This window comes from Mesorhizobium erdmanii USDA 3471 (assembly GCF_000472705.1).
Lineage (GTDB): Bacteria > Pseudomonadota > Alphaproteobacteria > Rhizobiales > Rhizobiaceae > Mesorhizobium > Mesorhizobium erdmanii.
Map to the genome: position 1 here is coordinate 344,393 of NZ_KI421455.1, position 18,654 is coordinate 363,046.

18 protein-coding genes and 1 pseudogene are annotated in these 18,654 nt (G+C 62.6%); 15 read left to right on the top strand and 4 right to left on the bottom strand.

Going from position 1 to position 18,654, the window contains the following annotated elements:
- From A3AU_RS1000000139650 to A3AU_RS0134355, 3 genes and pseudogenes are all read right to left on the bottom strand, one after another.
- Positions 1-299: pseudogene (locus tag A3AU_RS1000000139650) on the bottom strand (DUF1236 domain-containing protein); the annotation flags it as partial.
- A 359-nt stretch (positions 300-658) separates the two neighbouring features.
- The gene (locus A3AU_RS0134350) at positions 659-2,221 is read right to left on the bottom strand and encodes a GMC family oxidoreductase (RefSeq protein WP_027056896.1); all 1,563 of its coding nucleotides are present in this window, start codon (positions 2,219-2,221) and stop codon (positions 659-661) included.
- Between the two features lie 78 nt (positions 2,222-2,299).
- On the bottom strand, positions 2,300-3,010 hold the full coding sequence (locus tag A3AU_RS0134355; RefSeq protein ID WP_244277621.1) for a GntR family transcriptional regulator: 711 nt from the start codon (positions 3,008-3,010) through the stop codon (positions 2,300-2,302).
- A gap of 138 nt (positions 3,011-3,148) precedes the next feature.
- Here A3AU_RS0134355 and A3AU_RS0134360 point away from each other — a divergent pair, with 138 nt between their 5' ends.
- From A3AU_RS0134360 to A3AU_RS0134405, 10 genes are all read left to right on the top strand, one after another.
- Positions 3,149-3,985 (top strand): alpha/beta fold hydrolase, encoded by an 837-nt coding sequence (locus A3AU_RS0134360; RefSeq protein WP_027056898.1) that lies wholly within the window; start codon positions 3,149-3,151, stop codon positions 3,983-3,985.
- Between the two features lie 43 nt (positions 3,986-4,028).
- Entirely contained in the window at positions 4,029-5,168 is a 1,140-nt protein-coding gene (locus A3AU_RS0134365; RefSeq protein ID WP_027056899.1) for an FAD-dependent oxidoreductase, read from the top strand.
- Positions 5,169-5,255: 87 nt separating this feature from the next.
- The gene (locus A3AU_RS0134370; RefSeq protein WP_027056900.1) at positions 5,256-5,849 is read left to right on the top strand and encodes an amino acid synthesis family protein; all 594 of its coding nucleotides are present in this window, start codon (positions 5,256-5,258) and stop codon (positions 5,847-5,849) included.
- 28 nt (positions 5,850-5,877) lie between these two features.
- Positions 5,878-6,336 carry a YbhB/YbcL family Raf kinase inhibitor-like protein gene (locus tag A3AU_RS0134375; RefSeq protein WP_027056901.1) on the top strand — a complete coding sequence of 153 codons (459 nt, stop codon included), beginning with the start codon at positions 5,878-5,880 and terminating at the stop codon, positions 6,334-6,336.
- Between the two features lie 71 nt (positions 6,337-6,407).
- A complete protein-coding gene (locus tag A3AU_RS0134380) occupies positions 6,408-7,130 on the top strand; it encodes a class II aldolase/adducin family protein (protein WP_027056902.1) in 723 nt (240 codons plus the stop codon).
- A 114-nt stretch (positions 7,131-7,244) separates the two neighbouring features.
- Complete coding sequence (locus A3AU_RS0134385) at positions 7,245-8,882, top strand: GMC family oxidoreductase (protein ID WP_027056903.1); 1,638 nt, start codon at positions 7,245-7,247, stop codon at positions 8,880-8,882.
- Positions 8,882-9,811, top strand: coding sequence for a 5-formyl-3-hydroxy-2-methylpyridine 4-carboxylate 5-dehydrogenase (gene fhmpcd1 / locus A3AU_RS0134390; RefSeq protein WP_027056904.1), 930 nt, complete (start codon positions 8,882-8,884; stop codon positions 9,809-9,811). Before A3AU_RS0134385 ends, fhmpcd1 begins: the two co-directional genes overlap by 1 nt.
- 2 nt (positions 9,812-9,813) lie before the next feature.
- Entirely contained in the window at positions 9,814-10,647 is an 834-nt protein-coding gene (locus tag A3AU_RS0134395) for an ABC transporter ATP-binding protein (RefSeq protein ID WP_027056905.1), read from the top strand.
- Positions 10,644-11,459, top strand: coding sequence for an ABC transporter permease (locus A3AU_RS0134400; protein ID WP_027056906.1), 816 nt, complete (start codon positions 10,644-10,646; stop codon positions 11,457-11,459). The genes A3AU_RS0134395 and A3AU_RS0134400 overlap by 4 nt, the downstream gene beginning before the upstream one ends.
- A gap of 41 nt (positions 11,460-11,500) precedes the next feature.
- A complete protein-coding gene (locus A3AU_RS0134405; RefSeq protein ID WP_027056907.1) occupies positions 11,501-12,511 on the top strand; it encodes an ABC transporter substrate-binding protein in 1,011 nt (336 codons plus the stop codon).
- Positions 12,512-12,548: 37 nt separating this feature from the next.
- Here the strand turns inward: A3AU_RS0134405 and A3AU_RS0134410 are convergent, their stop codons facing one another.
- Positions 12,549-12,974 (bottom strand): hypothetical protein, encoded by a 426-nt coding sequence (locus tag A3AU_RS0134410; RefSeq protein WP_027056908.1) that lies wholly within the window; start codon positions 12,972-12,974, stop codon positions 12,549-12,551.
- A gap of 100 nt (positions 12,975-13,074) precedes the next feature.
- On the opposite strand from A3AU_RS0134410, the gene A3AU_RS0134415 reads away from it, so the two are divergent.
- From A3AU_RS0134415 to pldA, 5 genes are all read left to right on the top strand, one after another.
- Positions 13,075-14,103 carry a putative B6 ABC transporter substrate-binding protein gene (locus A3AU_RS0134415; RefSeq protein ID WP_027056909.1) on the top strand — a complete coding sequence of 343 codons (1,029 nt, stop codon included), beginning with the start codon at positions 13,075-13,077 and terminating at the stop codon, positions 14,101-14,103.
- A 75-nt stretch (positions 14,104-14,178) separates the two neighbouring features.
- Complete coding sequence (locus A3AU_RS0134420; protein WP_027056910.1) at positions 14,179-15,747, top strand: putative B6 ABC transporter ATP-binding protein; 1,569 nt, start codon at positions 14,179-14,181, stop codon at positions 15,745-15,747.
- Positions 15,744-16,841: a putative B6 ABC transporter permease subunit 2 gene (locus A3AU_RS0134425; RefSeq protein ID WP_027056911.1), complete on the top strand. Its 1,098-nt coding sequence runs from the start codon at positions 15,744-15,746 to the stop codon at positions 16,839-16,841. The genes A3AU_RS0134420 and A3AU_RS0134425 overlap by 4 nt, the downstream gene beginning before the upstream one ends.
- Before the next feature lie 3 nt (positions 16,842-16,844).
- Positions 16,845-17,780, top strand: a complete 936-nt coding sequence (locus A3AU_RS0134430; protein WP_027056912.1) for a putative B6 ABC transporter permease subunit 1 — start codon at positions 16,845-16,847, stop codon at positions 17,778-17,780.
- 48 nt (positions 17,781-17,828) lie between these two features.
- On the top strand, positions 17,829-18,635 hold the full coding sequence (pldA, locus tag A3AU_RS0134435; protein WP_027056913.1) for a 4-pyridoxolactonase: 807 nt from the start codon (positions 17,829-17,831) through the stop codon (positions 18,633-18,635).
- The last annotated feature ends 19 nt before the right edge of the window (positions 18,636-18,654 follow it).

Genomic DNA, 18,654 nt, shown 5'->3' on the forward strand with positions numbered 1-18,654 from the left:
TGCTGATCGGTCTGGACCTTGGCCTTGCCCTGGGCCTGCTGGTCCGTGGTGGCGCCGGCCTTGCCCTTGGCCTGCTGATCGGTCTGAACCTTGGCTTTGCCCTGCGCCTGCTGATCGGTTTGGGACTTCGTGTCCTGCGCGTGTTTGCCCGTCTTCGAGTCCGTCTGGCAGTTGGTCGTCCCGGAGGCACAATTCGCGTCTGATCCCGATTGGCCCGCGACCGGCTGTTGTGTCTGAGCCATCGCCGCTCCACAGCCCAGCCCGATTGCCAGCATGCTGGTCATGAGAACATGTTTCATAGGAAATCTCCCTGAGAAAAGTACGTCCCTTCGAGGGGGAAACTTCAAGCAGGAGGGTTTGTTCCGACCGTGATGCGGTTGCGGTAATAGGTAATGACAGAGGCGGCCCGCTGTCGCTGGATCCATGGAACGTTCGTGCGCCGATGGCCGTTTAGTGTCGGTGCCACCGCCATTTGGACCCGTGATCATGAAGAAGGCCTACGTCAAACCCACGCTTGTGAAACGCGCAAAACTGACCGAGCGCACGGCGCAAATCGTGGCGTCCGGGATCATACTGGGCGAGTAATCTTGCCTCTTGGCGTCCATGGCTATTTTTCCCGCATCGCTCGGCGGAAGTTCTGCGTGATCGGGGTCTCGGATCAAGATAGTAGAGTTTCGGGGCGACTTCGAGCGAAGGTCTCGGCGATCGCAAGAACCGCGGCGTGGATCGGTCCCGCGGTGAGACTGGGCATGATCGAAGCGTCAACGACAAAGAGATTGTCGAGCGCCTTGAGCCGTAGATCTGCATCAACGACCGCGTCCGGATCCTTACCCATCCTGCAAGTGCCGCAGGGATGATGGTGAGTGATGACCGACTGCGCGATGAAGTCGTCCATTTCAGCCGTATTGTTGAGGGTGCTTGGCAGGAGCTCGCGCTCTCGCCAGCCGGCCAGTTCATCTCGATGTCCGATCGTCCGGGCTGCCTCGAGCGCTTGGCGAAACAGCTCACGATCCTGACCGCTTTGTAGGTATGCGGGGTCGATGATCAATCGATCATCGAGTTCCGGCCCGCTTATCCGTACGCTGCCGCGGCTCGTTGGGTGGGTGATCCCGAATAGCAGCGAATATGCGGTGCCGGCGGCAGGCGCCTGAAAGTGTTCGGACACGATCGGCGCGACGCCGCAGCCAACGACAATATTGGGTCGACCGGTGGCGGCGAACCCGTCGGCGCGCATATAAGCCATCGATTCCGAATGTTGGAGGCGCGAGGGAGGGACCGGTTTGCGGGCAGCATAAAGGTTGCCCGCGCCAAGCAGATGGTCCTGAAGGTTTCGACCGATTTCCGGCATATCGATCAAACAGCCGACGCCCGCGGCGTCGAGGATGTCCCGCGGACCGATGCCCGAGCGCATCAGCAACGCCGGGCTTTCCAGCGCTCCGGCACACAGTACAATCTGATCCGCGAAGATTTCGACCGAACCCTGTCGCCCCACGACCTCGATGCAGCGGACCCGATTGCCCGCCAGCTTAAGCCGTCGCGCTCGGGATCCCGTAAGGATGGTCAGGTTCTTGCGGCCTCGAACGGCTTTTGTGAGCCAGGCGTCCGCCACCGTAACCCGCCGCCCGTAGCGAATGTTCAAGGAGTTCGGGGTAACGCCGATCATCTCTCCGCTATTGTGGCCCTTGAGGCGAGGCAAACCCAACGATGCGCCTGCCTCGATGAAGGCACGAGCAAGCGGACTCACTTCGTCCGCCGGCATATGGATCGGCAACGGCCCACCCTTGCCGTGAATGCCGTCGCCACCAAGCGGGTGGTTTTCGATAGCCTGGAAAACGGGCAGCAGTTCATCCCAACTCCATCGGCGATCGCCAGTCGCGTCGCACCAAGCCTGAAAGTCGGAAGGATGGCCGCGCATGTAGCCCATCGCGTGCAGGCAACTCGAGCCGCCGATCACGCGCCCACGCGTCCAGTGATGCACCCGGCCCGCGGTGCCGGCTTGGGGCTCCGTGCGATAGTCCCAATCGTAGCTGCGGCCCTGAAGCGCCGGCCATGCGGCGGGGTTCCAGATGTCGGGGTCCGTCGCCTCTTCGCCCGCCTCGATCAGCAGGATGCGACTGTCCGGCTCTTCACTCAGTCGCGCGGCAAGCAGCGCGCCAGCCGACCCGCCGCCGACAATGACGATATCGGAATTCGCTTTGTGCTCGACATTGGCACTGGTCATCATCACTCCATCTGCCGCTTGCTGGCTTCGACAGCCGGCATGTCTGACCCCGACGGGGTGAAGGCCCTTTCGAAAAACTCACACCTCACTGTCCATGGATCTCTTCGCTGCCGCTTTCGCCTTCAAGACATGCTGTTTGGACGCCTTGCGAGCGGCTTTCTCGTCGCCGGCGGCGATGCATTCGAATATCTCCCGCATCTCCGCCAGACTGCTTTGTGCTCTGCCCTCCAGCGACATCGATCGTCCTCGAAAGAAGCTTATCCTGGCCACCAGACCGCGGTGGACTTCCTCCAGGATCGGATTCCCGCAATTCGCCAGTATGATCGAATAGAAATCCGCGGCGGTCGTGACCTGCGCCAGACTGTCATTGCTGGATGCCGCCTCTTCGAACGCGGAAAGAGATTTCTCAAGTTCCCGCAACTGTCCGGGGGAGATTCTCAACGCACACCGTCCCGCCGCCTCGACTTCCAACAACTCTCGAACCTCGTAGATGGCGGTTGCCACCTCCCACGAAAGTGCCGGTATCGACGGTCCGCGGTTGGGTACGATCTCGATGAGGCGCTCGGCCTCCAGACTGCGCAAAGCCTCCCTTAGCGAGGGGCGGCTGATGCCGAGTTGTGCGCATAGCTGACTTTCGATGAGGCGGCTTCCCGGCTGAAACATTCCGGAGAAGATGGCGAGCCGTAACTTGTCGACGGTCTCCCGTTGCACTGTCCGTGGCGAAATTCGCAAATTCAAATCTGTGGGCATCGGTACATGGGCCTTTGGGTCGCGATCCTGAAGCGTCATACGCCACGCCGCGGAAATTTGATAGAAGGATAGCCAGATTGTCAAATCTGAAGATTGCAAGAATGTCAGACAATCTGCTTGACGCCCCCCCGGCGGATATGATCCTTTTGCTGGAGACAGGCAGCGGAGGCGAGGATCATGGACATGGCGGCGGACACACCTTCCGACCACTTCATCTCGCACGGCGTCGACATTGGCCGCATCACTTTGAACGTATGTGAGACAGGCAACGGGCCATTGATGCTTTTCTTCCACGGCATCACCTCCAACTCCGCCGTCTTCGCGCCTTTGATGGCTCGGCTGTCGGATCGGTTTAGGACTATAGCGGTCGACCAGAGGGGCCATGGTCGCAGCGACAAGCCGGAAGCCGGCTACGAGGCGAATGATTACGCGGACGACATCGCCGGCCTGATACGCACGCTCGATCGTGGCCCCGCGATCCTCGTCGGACATTCGCTCGGGGCTCGAAACTCCGTCACCGCCGCGGCGAAATACCCAGATCTGGTGCGGTCGGTCGTCGCTATCGACTTTACGCCATACATCGAGGTTGAAGTGTTGGACGCGCTGGAGGCGCGGGTGAACGCGGGGGACCAGCTTTTCGAGAATGTAGGGGCCGTCGAAGCATATCTCGCCGGCCGTTATCCGAACATACCAGCGCCCGCCATCAAGATCAGGGCCGAAAGCGGCTATCAGCCGGTCGACGGTGGATTGCGTCCCCTGGCATCGCCCTCGGCCATGGCGCAGACCGCCAAGGGCCTGCGATCGGATCTGGTGCCCGCCTACCGGGACGTGACCAAGCCCGTCCTCATCGTTCGCGGCGAGACGAGCAAGCTGGTGTCGGCGGCGGCGCTGGCGAAAACAAGTCGGCTGCGGCCCGATCTGCCTGTCGTCGTTGTTCCGGGCGCCGACCATTACGTCAACGAGGTCTCACCCGAGATCACGCTGAAAGCCATCACCAACTTCATAGACGCCTGACGGCCACACGCACCGTCTTTTTGTACGCAGCAGGATCCAGAAAATGTCCAACCTAAACAAAACTTCGGGAAAGGCGCGTCGTGCCGAGGTCGCCGGCGGCGGCTTTGCCGGCCTGACAGCCGCCATTGCTCTCAGGCAGAATGGTTGGGATGTCAGGCTGCACGAAAAGAGCTCCGAACTGCGGGCATTCGGCGCAGGCATCTATCTCTGGCACAATGGCCTTCGCGTGCTCGAAGGACTAGGCGCCTTGGACGAAGTTCTCCAGGGCTCCCACACGCCTCCGACCTACGAAACCTGGATGCACAACAAGTCGGTTTCCAAGGAGACGTTCAACGGGCTGCCCTGGCGCATCATGACGCGCAGCCATCTGCACGATGCCCTGGTCAATCGGGCCCGCGCCGTGGGTGTCGACATATCGGTCAATTCCGAGGCGATCGCCGCCGATCCGGAGGGGCGGCTGACCCTGCAGAGCGGTGAGGTTGTCGAAGCCGACCTGATCGTCGGCGCCGATGGCGTTGGCTCCAAGGTCAGGGACTCCATCGGCTTCAAACAGGACCGGTGGGTTTCGAAAGATGGTCTCATCCGGCTGATTGTCCCTCGCAAGAAAAAGGAACTCGGTCACGGCGAGTGGGACAACACCATAGACATGTGGAACTTCTGGCCGCGCGTGCAGCGCATCCTCTATTCGCCCTGCAACGAGAATGAGCTCTATCTGGGCTTGATGGCCCCGGCCGCCGATCCTCGTGGATCAAGCGTTCCGATCGATCTCGAAGTCTGGGTCGAGATGTTTCCGTTCCTGGAGCCATGCCTGATCGAAGCGGCGAAGCTTAAAACCGCCAGGTACGACAAGTACGAGACGACCAAGCTGGACAGCTGGACAAGAGGCAAGGTCGCCCTTGTCGGAGATGCCGCGCATGCCATGTGTCCGGCGCTTGCCCAGGGTGCCGGCTGCGCGATGGTCAACGCCTTCAGCCTGTCGCAGGATCTGGAAGCAGGCTCCTCGGTCGAGGATGCGCTTGTCGCTTGGGAAAAACGTATCCGCCCGATCACCGATCGCTGCCAGGCCCTATCCGGCGACTATGCGGCCAACCGTTCGCTCTCGAAGGGAAACATGTTCACGCCGGCTGCGCTGGAAGCTGCCCGCTACGACCCGCTGCGCCGTGTCTACTCATGGCCGCAGTAGGGTTCGGGCCACAATAGCGTTCGGACTGGCCGGTCAACGAATTAATCGGCGCGCGCGGAAGATGCGCGCTCCCTTCAGGAGATAAAGATGAATTATTCCAGTGCAGTCGAACGGGATTACGATGTCCGGGGGTGGTACGCGTCGGTCCAGGAGAGCCGCCATGACGGCGGCACTCCTGGCGAGACCCTGGTCAAGATCGCCACAGGCGTTGTGATACGCAATCCGTTCGCCGGAAAGTTCGTCGCCGAACTGTCCGATCTGACCGGTCCGAGTGCGGCTATCGGTCATGCGCTTGGCGAGCGCGCCGTGGCGCTGCTCGGCAACAGGCCGGTCGAAAGCTATGGCAAAGGCGGCATCGCGGGCACGTCGGGCGAACAGGAGCATGTCGTCGCCTGCATCACCACCGTATTCGGCGATCCGCTGCGCCAGCAGGTCGGCGGCGGCAAGGCCTGGATTTCGTCGGTCAGCAAGGTCGCCGTTGCCGGTACCACCATCGACATCCCGCTTGCCCACAAGGACGAGCTCTACATCCGTTCCCATTACGATGCCGTCACCTTTTCCGTACCGGACGCGCCGCGTCCGGACGAACTCCTGATCTGCGTCGCCATCGCGTCGGGTCCGCGCGTGCATCAGCGCGTCGGCGGCAAAACCGTCGCCGACCTCAAAGCCACCGCTCTTTAGTCGATCGAATTTCTGAAGGACGAATTTCATGCCCCTGAACATCAAGGACCTCAAAATTACCTCAGTGGATTTCCAGCCGCTCGGGAAATTGCGCGACGAACACGCCGGTGACAAGGGCAACGTGTTGCCTAAGCTGAAGGTCAGCGGCGTTCCGGCGGGGACGAAGGAACTGGCTGTCATCTGCCACGATCCGGACGCGCCGCTCGCCAACGGTTTCACGCATTGGGTCGTCTATGGCATCGACCCCTCGACCACGGACCTGTCGGACGCACAGGAAAAATTCCGCGTCGGCCCGAACGGCGCCGGCCACAAGCAGTATTACGGACCGCAGCCGCCCGCCGGCCACGGAGTACATCACTACTACTTCTGGGTCTATGCCCTCGATACCAAGGTCGAGGGGACGCCTACCCGGGAGGAGTTCCTGCAGAAATACGCCGACAACATCATCGAGCAGAACCGGATTGTCGGCCTCTACGAAAACAAGTGAAATCCGCAGGTCTTGGCGACCGATAACAACAACAAGAATGGTCGCCGTCGCCGCAATGGGAGAATCTGGAAATGAAAGACAACAGCGCCGCGCGCCAAACGGTCTTCGAAGAGCTGGTCACAGCGACGAAGATTCTTCTGAACGAAGGCATCATGGATACGTTCGGGCACATCAGCGCCCGTGACCCCGAACATCCCGAAAGCTTCTTCCTGGCGCAAAAGCTCGCTCCAAGCCTGATAACCGTCGACGATATCCAGCGTTTCAATCTCGACGGCGAGACGTCCGACAACCGGCCGTCCTATCTGGAGCGCTATATCCACAGCGAGATCTACAAGGCACGGCCGGACATTCAGTGCGTGCTCCACACCCATTCTCCGGCTGTCCTGCCGTACTGCTTCGTCGATACGCCGCTTCGGCCGGTCACCCACATGGGCGCATTCATCGGCGAGTCCGTCCCGGTCTACGAGATTCGCGACAAGCATGGCGACGAGACGGATCTCTTCGGCGGCAGCCACGATGTCTGTGCGGATATCGCCGAAAGCCTCGGCGGCCAGACCGTGGTCCTCATGGCCCGGCATGGCGTCGTCAATGTCGGCAACTCCGTGCGCGAGGTCGTCTTCCGCGCCTTCTATCTCGAGCAGGAAGCGAAGGCGCTCACGGCCGGCCTGCAGATCGGCAAAGTCAAGTATTTGTCGCCGGGCGAGATCAAGACGGCGGGAAAGCTTGTCGGCGCGCAGATCGACCGTGGATGGAATCACTGGTCGCAGCGTCTGAGAGAGGCTGGGCTGGCCTAGCGCCGGCCACCTTGAGGAATAGCGGGACCATCCCGGTCGTGGCCGGAGTGACCCGGGCTCGGTTTCAACAGTTCCCTGGCGCAGGAGCGCCGGACCAAGGCAACGAAACGCATCATGCCGCACGCTGAAAGCTACGACTACATCATCGTTGGGGCCGGATCAGCCGGTTGCGTGCTCGCCAATCGGCTGAGCGCCGACCCGAAATGTTCTGTGCTGTTGCTGGAGGCCGGCGGCTGGGACCGCGATCCCATGATCCACATTCCCCTCGGATGGGGCAAGATCCTGACCGAGCGCCGCCACGACTGGATGTATTTCTGCGAGCCTGAAGACAATGTGGGCGGACGCAGGGTCGAGTGCGCACGCGGGAAGGTTGTTGGCGGATCATCGTCGACCAACGCCATGGCCTATGTGCGCGGCAATCGCGGGGATTACGATCGTTGGGCGGCCTCTGGGCTCAGAGACTGGTCTTACGAGAAAGTGCTGCCCTATTTCCGCAAGCAGGAAAGCTGGGAAGGCGGCGAGAACCGGTTTCGCGGCGGCTCGGGTCCGCTCTCCACCCAGTTCTGCCGCTACAAGGACACGCTCATCGATGCCTTCGCGCAGGCCAGCGTGCAGGCCGGCTATGAACAGACGAGCGACTACAATGGCGAGCGGCAGGAAGGGTTCGGCCGCCTGCAGATGACAATCTCGAAAGGCCGGCGTAGCTCGACCGCGTCCGCCTATTTGCGCCCGGCCCTGAAGCGGCCCAACCTGACCGTCCTGACCGGAGCGATGGCTACGAAGATCACTCTGGAGGGCACACACGCCACCGGCGTCACCATCAACCATGGCGGCGGTACCCGCACGGTCGTTGCCCGCAAGGAAGTGCTGCTTGCCGGCGGCGTGATCAACACACCGCAACTGATGATGCTGTCGGGGATTGGCGCGCAGGACGAGCTTGCCGTGCATGGAATCCAGACACGGGTCAACCTGCCGGCGGTGGGCAAGAATCTGCAGGACCATGTCTCGGTCATCCTCATGTACCGTCGCCGCTCTCCGGGCGGCCCGTTCCTGCGCAACATGCGCGCCGACCGGATCGGGCTCGATTTCGCCAAGACCTACCTGACGGGACGAGGTTTTTCGGCCGACGTGCCGGGCGGCGTCGTCGCCTTCCTGAAGAGCGGCCCGGAGCGGCCATTGCCGGATGTGCAATTGCTGTTCACCGCGGCTCCGCTTGCCGCATGGCCCTATTTCAAGCCGTTCAAGGCGCCGTTCCCGGACGGCTTCGCAACGCGGATCGTGGCGACGCAGCCTGAGAGCCGGGGGGCGGTGAAACTGGCCTCGGCCGATCCCGCAGCGGCACCTCTGATCCACCAGAATTTCCTCGCCTCGCCGAAGGATTGGGAGTCGCTGCGGGCCGGCTTCCGGGTGGCGAGAAATCTCGCCGCGCAGCCCTCCATGCAGCCCTTCATTGAGGCCGAGTTCTTTCCCGGTCCGAAGTGCCAGAGCGACGATGAGATCGACGAGCATATCCGCAAGACCTCCATCACCGTGCACCATCCGGCCGGGACGTGCCGGATGGGAGCCGATGCAGCCTCGGTGGTCGATCCGCAATTGCGCGTTCGCGGCGTCGACGGCCTGCGAGTGGTGGACGCGTCGGTCATGCCCGATCTGGTCTGCGGGAACATCAACGCGGCGGTGATCATGATCGCCGAAAAAGCCGCCGACCTTATCGCGGCGTCAAATACAGCAACGGAAAGCAGGGCAGCGTGATGATCCAGCGCATCGCCATCATCGGTCTGGGGACGATGGGACCGGGCATGGCCGCCCGACTCGCCAGGGGCGGCCTTCAGGTCGTCGCCTACGATGTCGCCCCGGCGGCGATCGAGCGTGCCGGAACCATGCTGGGCATTGCAGAAGGCGTCCTCGATTCCCTTGGCATTACGCCGCCCGCGTCCGGCGCGGGAACGGTTCGCTTCACGGATGATATCGCCGACGCGGTGTCGGGTGCCGATCTCGTCATCGAGAACGTTCCCGAAAACATCTCGATAAAGGCCGATGTCTATCGCGCGATCGATGGTCTGATAGGACCGGAGACGATCGTGGCTTCGGACACGTCGGGTATCCCGATCACCAAGCTGCAGGCGCATATCTCGCATCCCGAGCGGATGGTGGGCATGCACTGGTCGAACCCGCCGCACATCATTCCGATGATCGAGGTGATCGCCGGTGAGACGACCGCGCCGCAAACCGTGGCGGCGATCCGCGATCTCATCCGTTCGATCGGCCTGCTGCCGGTGGTGGTGAAGAAGGACGTTCCCGGGTTCGTCGAAAACCGCGTGCTCTATGCGCTGCTGCGTGAGGCGGTCGACCTTGTCGAGCGCGGCGTCATCGATCCGGAAGATCTCGACACCTGCGTGTCCTGGGGCATCGGCTACAAGATCGCCGTGATCGGGCCGATGGCACTGCTCGATATGGCGGGCCTCGATATCTACAAGTCCGTCTCCTCCTTCCTCAACGCCGATCTTTCCAATCGCGACGATGTCGCACCCATGGTGCTGGAAAAGACGAACGCGTCGAAGTTCGGCATCAAGTCGGGGGAGGGCATGTTCTCCTACACGCCCGACCAGATAAAGGCGCTGCAAGGCGAACGGGCGCGCAAACTCGTCGCGGTGCGGCGCATCCTGGAAGGCCGGGAGTAGCCATGCGCATTGAACCCATTCGAGCAGCAGGCGGCCGGCCAGCCCATATCCGCCACGATGACGACCTGATCTCCGCCAAGGGCGTTTCGGTCGTCATGGCCAGGCAACTGATACTGCAGAATATCGATCTTGCGATACCGAAGGGGTCGTTCGTCTCCCTCATCGGCCCTTCCGGCTGCGGCAAGAGTACCCTGCTCAAGGTCCTCGCCGGGCTTGTGGATCCGACAAGCGGCAGCGTCGCGATCGCCGGACTTTCGCCGGTCGAGGCGGCGCGCAAGCGAATGATCGGCCTCGTCTTCCAGGACGCCAACCTGCTGCCCTGGAAGAATGCCGTCGACAATGCCTCCATGCTGCTCAGCATCGCCGACAAGTCGCTGTCGCGCGCGAAGTTGAAGGCGCGCGGGCAGGAGATGCTGGAACTGGTGGGGTTGGGCGACAGCGCCCACAAGCGTCCTCATGAATTGTCCGGCGGCATGCGCCAGCGTGTCGCTATCGCACGGGCTCTGGCGCTCGAGCCGGCGGTCCTGCTGATGGATGAGCCGTTCGGCGCCCTCGATGCCATTACCCGCGACCAGATGGGCCAGTCGCTGTTGGAGATCTGGCAGCGCACCGGCAAGACCATCGTGCTCGTCACCCATTCGATAGACGAGGCCATTCACCTGTCCCGCCATGTCCATGTGCTGGGGATCAAGCCTGGTCGGATCACCGAGAGCCTAGACGTTGATCTGCCCTATCCGCGCGATCTTTCGGTGACGGAAGATCCGGCGTTCGTCAGGCTGACTGTCCAGTTGCGAACGATGCTGCGTGCAGGCCATCAACCGGGAGCCGCGTCATGAGCGATCAACCCGTCACCAGTCTCTCCGAGCCGCGGCTGGCCTCAGGCTGGGGCGCGGCGACAGGCAGCTGGCTGCCAGCGGTCATCCTTTTGCTGGCAACGGTCATGGTGTGGGAAGCCGTGGTGCGGATTTTCGCCATATCCGCCTTTATCATTCCCGCCCCATCCGAGATCGCACAATCGCTGGTCGCGCAATGGCCAACGCTCTTGCAGGCGACGCTGGTGACGGCAGGCGAGATCCTGTTCGGTTTCGTTGTCTCCGTCTTGGTCGGTATTGCCATTGCACTGGTCATCGTGCGCTTCGACTGGCTGGGGCGGGCGCTTTATCCGCTGGTGGTGCTGTTCCAGAACGTGCCCAAGGTGGCGCTGGCGCCGATCTTCATCCTATGGTTCGGCTATGGGCTGGCACCCAAGATCGGCCTGATCCTGGTCATCGCCTTCTTCCCGGTGACATTGTCGATGTTGGCGGGCATGCAGTCGGTCGACCGCTCGCTGCTGTCGCTGATGAATTCGGTCGGCGCCAGCCGCACGCAGATCCTGTTCAGGATCCGCGTGCCGCATTCGCTGCCGAACCTGATGGCGGGAACGAAGATCGCCGCGACGCTCAGCGTCATCGGCGCCATCGTCGGCGAATTCGCCGGCGCCTCGGATGGGCTCGGCTACGTCATTCAGTTTGCCTCGACCCAGCTCGACACCGCGCTGGTCTTCGCGGCCCTGCTCCTGGTTTCGGTGCTGGGCATCGCCTTCTACTACGCAGCCGAAGTTCTCGAACGCATCATGGTGCCATGGGCACCGAAATTCAGCGGCGCCTAGGGTCCCTAGGACAGCCAGTCAACGACAGGAAGGATCGATCAATGCTGAGACGCTCATTCATCAAGGTAGCCACGCTTGCGGCGTTTGCCGGCGCGCTTGGTTTCTCCGGCGCGGCGCTGGCGGCGGACAAGGTCAGCGTCCAGCTCGACTGGGTGGTGCGCGGCAACCACGCCATGTTCTTCGTCGGCAAGGAAAAGGGCTTCTTTGCCAAGAACGACATCGACGTGGCCGAGATCCGCAAGGGTTCCGGTTCGCCCGACGCCATGCGTCTGGTCGGCAACGAGAACGCGGATTTCGGTTTCGGCGATCTTCCCACGCTCGCCGTAGCGCGGTCGCAAAATGTCCCGGTCGTGGCGGTGGCAGCCGTCAACCAGCACTCGCCGCTGGGCATCATCTCGCTGGCCAAGACGGTGAAGCTCACCAAGCCGGCAGACCTCAAGGGTCTCACCATCGGCATTCACCCAGCCGGTTCAACCTATCTCTTCTTCAAGGGCTTCCTGGCGGCCAATGGCCTGACGGAAAAGGACATGACGCTGAACAGCGTCTCGCCGCCCTATGAGAGCTATCTGCTTCTCGGCCGGGTCCAGACAGTGGTCGGCTATGTCGACGCCGAGGTTCCGGAGCTGGAGGCCAAGGCCGGCGGTCCCGGTTCGCTCAGCATCATGATGGGCGCCGACCATGGCTGGAAGGCCTACGGCTCCGGCCTGTTCACCTCCGAGAAGATGATCAAGGACAAGCCGGACCTCGTCGCCCGCTTCGTCAAGGCCTACAGGGAGGCCTTCGACTATGTCGCTGCCCATCCGGAAGAGGCGGCCGAGATCACGGCCAAGGCGGCTCCGGGCTATGCCGACAAGAAGGATGTGTTGCTGGCCCAGATCAACGCCGACATCGCGGCGACCTTCACCAGTTCGGACACCAAGGAGCACGGCCTCGGCTGGATGACGAAGACGCAGTGGGAGGAAACGCTGAAGACGCTCACCGATCAGGGCGTGCTCAAGACAGCTCTCTCGGCTGACGATGTCTTCACCGACAAGTTCCTGGCGAAGGAATAGGGTGCGCCATGCCCCGCGCGGACGGATCGATGAGCGCCTATCGGCATACCAGGCTGTCCTGCTCAGCGCCGCAGGACACGGCGCGCGCTCCCTTGGCCGCGTCGGCGCGGTCGAGCGTGATCTGCACCCGCGTGGCATATGCACGGCCCGACAGGCCGCACCACAACCGCTCGACGGGCAGGTTTTCGCGCTTGTCGTTGAGGATGGTGAATGTGCCTGTCTTGGCGTCGAACCAGAGTTCGAGGCGGGCGCTCTTGCCCGGCTCGATCGTCGCGACCCCGGCCGAATACCAGTGGGCGAAGTCGGCATTGCAGGACAGGCCTTCGTTGCCAGCATTCGAAATCGTCAATGGCACCATGTCGAGCCCGTCAGTTCCGGTGCGGACGGTGACATGGTGCAACTCAACCGCATTGGCGAAGGACGTGAACGCCAGCATCACCGGGAGAATATAACGAATCTTCACTTTGCCTGAGCTCCGTAGGGTGGGTTTGTGCAGGCAGTCTATCTCGCTTCCGCGCAATAACAATAAGAATAATGATTGGCAGTCAACCAGAGAGGGTAAAATGTTAAAGCTTCTTAAAAGCAGTGTAAGTGCATTTATATTAACCAGTGTCTTGCTTGGCGGCGCATTTGCCGGCGAAGTCAAGTCGATCGCCATCCTGACGCCCGAAGAAGGCACGGACTACGGCTGGAACCAGCAGGGTATCGACGCCGCCAAGGCAGCCGGCAAGGCCGCCGGCGTCGAAGTGGTCGTGGCCCAGGGCCTCGGCTATGGCGACGTCCGCCCGACACTGCGGGAACTCGCGTCGGACGGCGCCAGCCTGCTGATCGCCCACGCCAGCGGCTACAACACCTCGGCGCCTGAGATCGCCAAGGAATTGAAGGTTCCGGTGGCGATCGTCGATACGCCGAACGGCCTGGAGAAGGGTCTCGTCGCCGACTACACGCTGAGCGGCCACCAGGGCGCCTATCTCGCCGGTCGTCTGGCCGCCAAGATGTCGCGCTCGAAGTCGGTGGGCATCGTGGTGTCGGGCGAACCTCCGTCATGGAACTCGCAGTCGGCAGCGTTCGCGCAGGGCGTGAAGGCGGAGAACCCTGACGTCAAGATCACCTATGCGGTGATCGGCCCGGCCGCCTACAGCGATGCGGCCGGTGGCAAGCGCGTCACCGAAAGCGTGATCGCCTCGGGCGCCGACATCATCTTCGGCCAGGGCAACGGCTCCAGCTTCGGCATGCTGCAGGCGGTCGAGACGACCAAGGCCGCGGATGGCGGCAAGGTCTATTTCATCGACGTCATCGGTGACAAGTCGCCGATCGACAAGGGCTTCCTGCTGTCGTCGGTGGTGTGGAACATCGAGCCGGTCTACGCGGCGATGATCGCCGATCTGAAGGCCGACACTTTTGGCACCAAACACTATACGATCGGCCTCAAGGACGACTCCGTGAAGCTGCTGAAAACCGCTGCCATTCCGGACAATGTCTGGGCAGAAATCCAGACGCTGCGCGAAGACGTCATTTCCGGCAAGATCAAGGTCGATCCGGTCTATGACGCGGCCGCCGTCAGGGCGTTGATGACCAGCGTCGCCCAGTAAGGCGACCACGGTCAACTGTCGGAGGGGTGATCTGATCACCCCTCCAGACGATTCCAATTTTCGTGTTGGGCTTTCATGAGCAATGTTTCTTCATCGTCCGCCTTCAAGCCCGACATCGTCGCGCTCGAAGGCGTGACCAAACGCTTTCCTGGCATCGTTGCCAATGACAGCGTCGACCTGTCGATCCGTCCCGGCGAAGTGCATGTGCTGCTGGGCGAGAACGGCGCCGGAAAATCGACCTTGATCGGCATGCTGTCTGGACTGCAGCAGCCGGACGAAGGGCGCATACTGGTCGACGGCAAACCGACGCCGATAACCTCGCCGCGCCATGCGCTGGCGCTGGGCATCGGCACCGTGTTCCAGCATATGATGCTGGTGCCGACGCTGACCGTGGCGGAAAACCTCTTGCTTGGCGGGCCGTGGTGGCAACGGCCCAGAATCGAAGAGCTGGCGGCGCGTGTCGCCGAGATCACCAGCACGCTTGGCATCACCGTCAAGCTGCATGCCAAGGTATCGGAGCTTTCACTCGGCGAGCAGCAGCAGGTCGAAATCCTGCGCGCCATGGTGCGCAACAGCCGGCTGCTGATCCTCGACGAATCCACCTCGATGCTGACGCCGAAGGGCATCGAGGAACTCGGCGCGCTGATGCGGCGTCTGGTCGGGCAGGGGCTGGCGATCGTCTTCATCACCCACAAGCTCAAGGAGGCGGCGGCCTTCGGCGACCGGATCTCGGTGCTGAAGCTCGGCCGCAAGGTCGGTGAGATCCCGCCCGAACGTCTTCGCGCGCTCGACGAACAGGAGATCATTTCCGAAATCGTGGAACTGATGTTCGGCAAGCAGAAGGACGACCCCGAGGCTGTCGAGCGCCCAACCCGCACGGTTCGCACCGAGGCCGTGCCGCTGCTTCAGGTCGCCGGCCTGGCGGTCGCTTCGACCGAAAACGCGCCCGGCCTGACATCGATCTCCTTCGACATCCGCCCAGGCGAGATTCTTGGCATCGCCGGCATCGACGGCAACGGCCAGAAACAGCTGGCGGAGGCCCTGGCCGGGCAGCGCATGGCGACCGGCGGATCGGTGCGGCTCGAAGGCGTTGCCATCGAGACGCTGAGCGTCGGCGAACGCCGCCGGCACGGCCTTCGCTACCTGACCGACGACCGGCTCGGCGAAGGCACCGTCGGCACCTTCCCGGTCTCGATTAATTTCTTCCTCAAGCAGATCGGCGCGGCGCCGTTCTGGCGACACGGCGTCGAGCAGCGCTCCGAGATCGACAGGCGTGCGGCCGAGCTCGTGCGCGAATATGATGTGCGAACGCCGAGCCTGAAGACGCCCGTCGCCCGGCTTTCAGGTGGCAACATCCAGAAGGTGCTGCTGGCGCGAGAACTCGCCGAAGGGGCCAAGGTGGTGATCTTCAACAAGCCGACCTACGGGCTCGATCTCGCCAACACGCTGGCGTCGCGCCAGCGCATCCGCGACACGGCGGCGCGTGGTCTGGCCGTGCTGCTGATCTCCACCGACCTCGAGGAGTTGCTCAGCATGTGCGACCGCATCGCCGTCATCGCCAACGGCGCGCTCGTCGGCACCGTCGCCAATGCAGACGACGCCCGCACCAAGGTCGGCCGCCTGATGATCGGACTTGCCGCATGAGCATCGATACCGCACCCAGCGCCAGCGCTACCGCACTCGATGCCACGAGCGGCGCTGCCACCCGCCGCGATATCCTGCGCCGGCTGCTGATGACGCTTGGGCCGATCCTCGTCGCTCTCGTCATCGCCGGCTGCATCCTGCTTGCCGTCGGTGTCGACCCGCTCGCTTACTACGGCTATGTGCTGGAGAAGGGGCTGTTCTCGCCGCTCGGCATCCAGCAGACGCTGACGCGCATGGCGCCGCTCTTGTTTCTCGCCGCCGGGCTGATCGTGGCGTTTCGCGCCGGCATGTGGAATCTCGGCGGCGACGGCCAGTTTCTGCTTGGCGCGGTGACGGCGGCGGCCAGTGCTCCCGTGCTGGTGGAGATCATGCCAGCCTGGCTGGCGCTGTTCTGCTCGTTCCTCATCGCCATGGTGGTGGCGGTGGTCTGGTCGCTGGTGCCGGCGCTGCTGCGCGCTTACCAGGGCGTCAACGAGATCATCACCACGCTGATGATGACGTTTCTCGGCACGTCGCTCGCCAATGTGCTGGTCAAGCTGGCGTTCCGCGATCCAGGCACGACCGTGCCGCAAACCCGCACGCTGCCGGTGGAAGACAGGCTGCCGCGACTGTTCGAAACCACCATCACCAGCGGACTGCTGCTTGGGCTGGCGGCGATCATCATCGTGCATCTGGTGATGACGCGCACGGCGTTCGGCTTGAAATTGCGGATCGTCGGCGCCAATCCACGCGCCGCGGTTCACTCAGGACTCGGCGTCCCTGGCCTGACCGTCGCTGTCTTCGCCATTTCGGCGGGGCTGGCCGGGCTCGCTGGCGCCGTCGACATCATAGGCGTCCAGGGCAATGTCCGCGCCGACTGGAACCCGGCCTACGGGCTTGCCGTGATCCCCGCAGTGTTCCTCGCCCGCATGAACGGCTTTGCCGCGATCGGCTTCGTGTTCCTGCTTTCGGTGTTGTCGATCGGCGGCGAGAGTGCCGCGCGGCGGCTTGACGTGCCCAATCATTTCACGCTGGTGCTGGTCTCGATCGTGCTGATCGTGCTCGCTCTTGCCGAATATTTCGACCATCGTTTCAACCAGTCGAGAAAGGCCTGAGGCATGACCGGGCTCTTCAGCGAAGTCTTTCTCAGCGCGCTCCTGTTCGGTGCCGTCACTGCCGCGATCCCGCTGCTGCTTGCCGGGCTCGGCGAGCAGATCTCCGAGAAGGCTGGCGTGCTCAATATCGGCATCGAAGGCATGATGCTGGCCGGCGCCTATCTCGGTTTTGTCGGCGCGTTCTATTCCGGATCGCTGTGGCTGGGCTTTCTCACCGGTGCCGCGGGCGGCGCCGCGGTGGCGCTAGTCATGGCGCTGCTCTGCGTGCGCATCGGGCTGAACCAGATCGTCATCGGCATTGCGCTGACGCTCGGACTTGAAGGTCTGACGGCACTGCTCCACCACTTCCAGTTCTCACGTAGCTACCCCCGCTTGCCGGCGGCGGATGCAACGGTCATTCCGTTGCTTTCGGACATTCCGGTCATTGGGCCTGCCTTCTTCAAGCATCATCTGATCGCCTATCTGGCGGTCGCCCTGGTCTTCGGCATGGGCTACCTCTACCGGCGCACGCAACTCGGCCTCAACCTGCAGGCCGCTGGTGACAAACCGGCCGCGCTCGACGTTGCCGGCATCGACGTCATCAGGACCCGCACCATCGCCGTGCTGGCAACCGGCACGCTGGCCGGGCTTGGTGGCGCCTATCTCGCCAATGTCGGGGCGGGCCTGTTCATTCCATTCATCACCAATGGCGCCGGCTTCCTCGGCATTGTGCTGGCCATGCTGGCACGCGGCCGTCCAGTCTGGGTGCTCTTTGGTGCATTGCTGTTCGGCGTCTGCCTGTCTCTGACCACGGCCATGCAGGTGGCCGGCATCAACATACCGACCGACGTCATCCAGATGCTGCCATTCCTGGCGGTGATGATCATGCTGGTGCTGTTCGGCCGGCGGGCCAGCCTGCCGGCAGCACTTGGCATTCCATACGAGCGCGGCGCGCGCTGACAACAATCAGATGCGCGGACGGGACCCGCGCCAAAACAGGAGGCAAGAATGTCGGATACCAAGGTCTACCTGCTCGACGGCGGCTCGCTCGTTCTCGACGGGTATCATGTGTTCTGGAATCGCGGCCCTGGCGGCGAGGTGCGCTTCCCCGTCTATTCGATCCTGATCGAACATGCCGAGGGCCGTTTCCTCATCGACACAGGCTACGACTACGATCATGTGATGAAGGTGCTGCCGTTCGAAAAGCCGATTCAGGAAAAGCACCAGACCATTCCCGGCGCCCTGGCGCTGCTCGGCCTCGAACCGAAGGACATCGACGTCGTCGTCAATTCGCATTTCCACTTCGACCATTGCGGCGGTAACAAGTATTTTCCGCACGCCAAGAAGATCTGCCACCGGACCGAGGTGCCGCAGGCCTGCAATCCGCAGCCTTTCGAACATCTGGGCTATTCCGACCTGAGCTTTTCGGCGGAGGCGGCCGAAGCGCGTGGAGCAACCGGGCAATTGCTTGCGGGAACGACACGGGCGAATTCGACCTTCGAAGGTATCGACGGCGACGTCGACCTTGCCAGGGGCGTCAAGCTGATCTCGACGCCCGGCCATTCGATCGGTCATTACAGCCTGCTGGTGGAGTTCCCCAAGCGCAAGCCGATCATGTTCACGATCGATGCCGCCTACACGCAGAAGAGCCTTGAAACGCTGTGCCAGGCGGCCTTTCACATCGATCCGGTGGCGGGCGTCAATTCGATGCGCAAGGTGAAGAAACTCGCCGAGGACCATGGCGCCGAGCTGATGTATTCGCACGACATGGACAACTTCAAGACCTACCGGACCGGCACGCAATTCTACGGATGACCGTTACCATTGGGGAGAC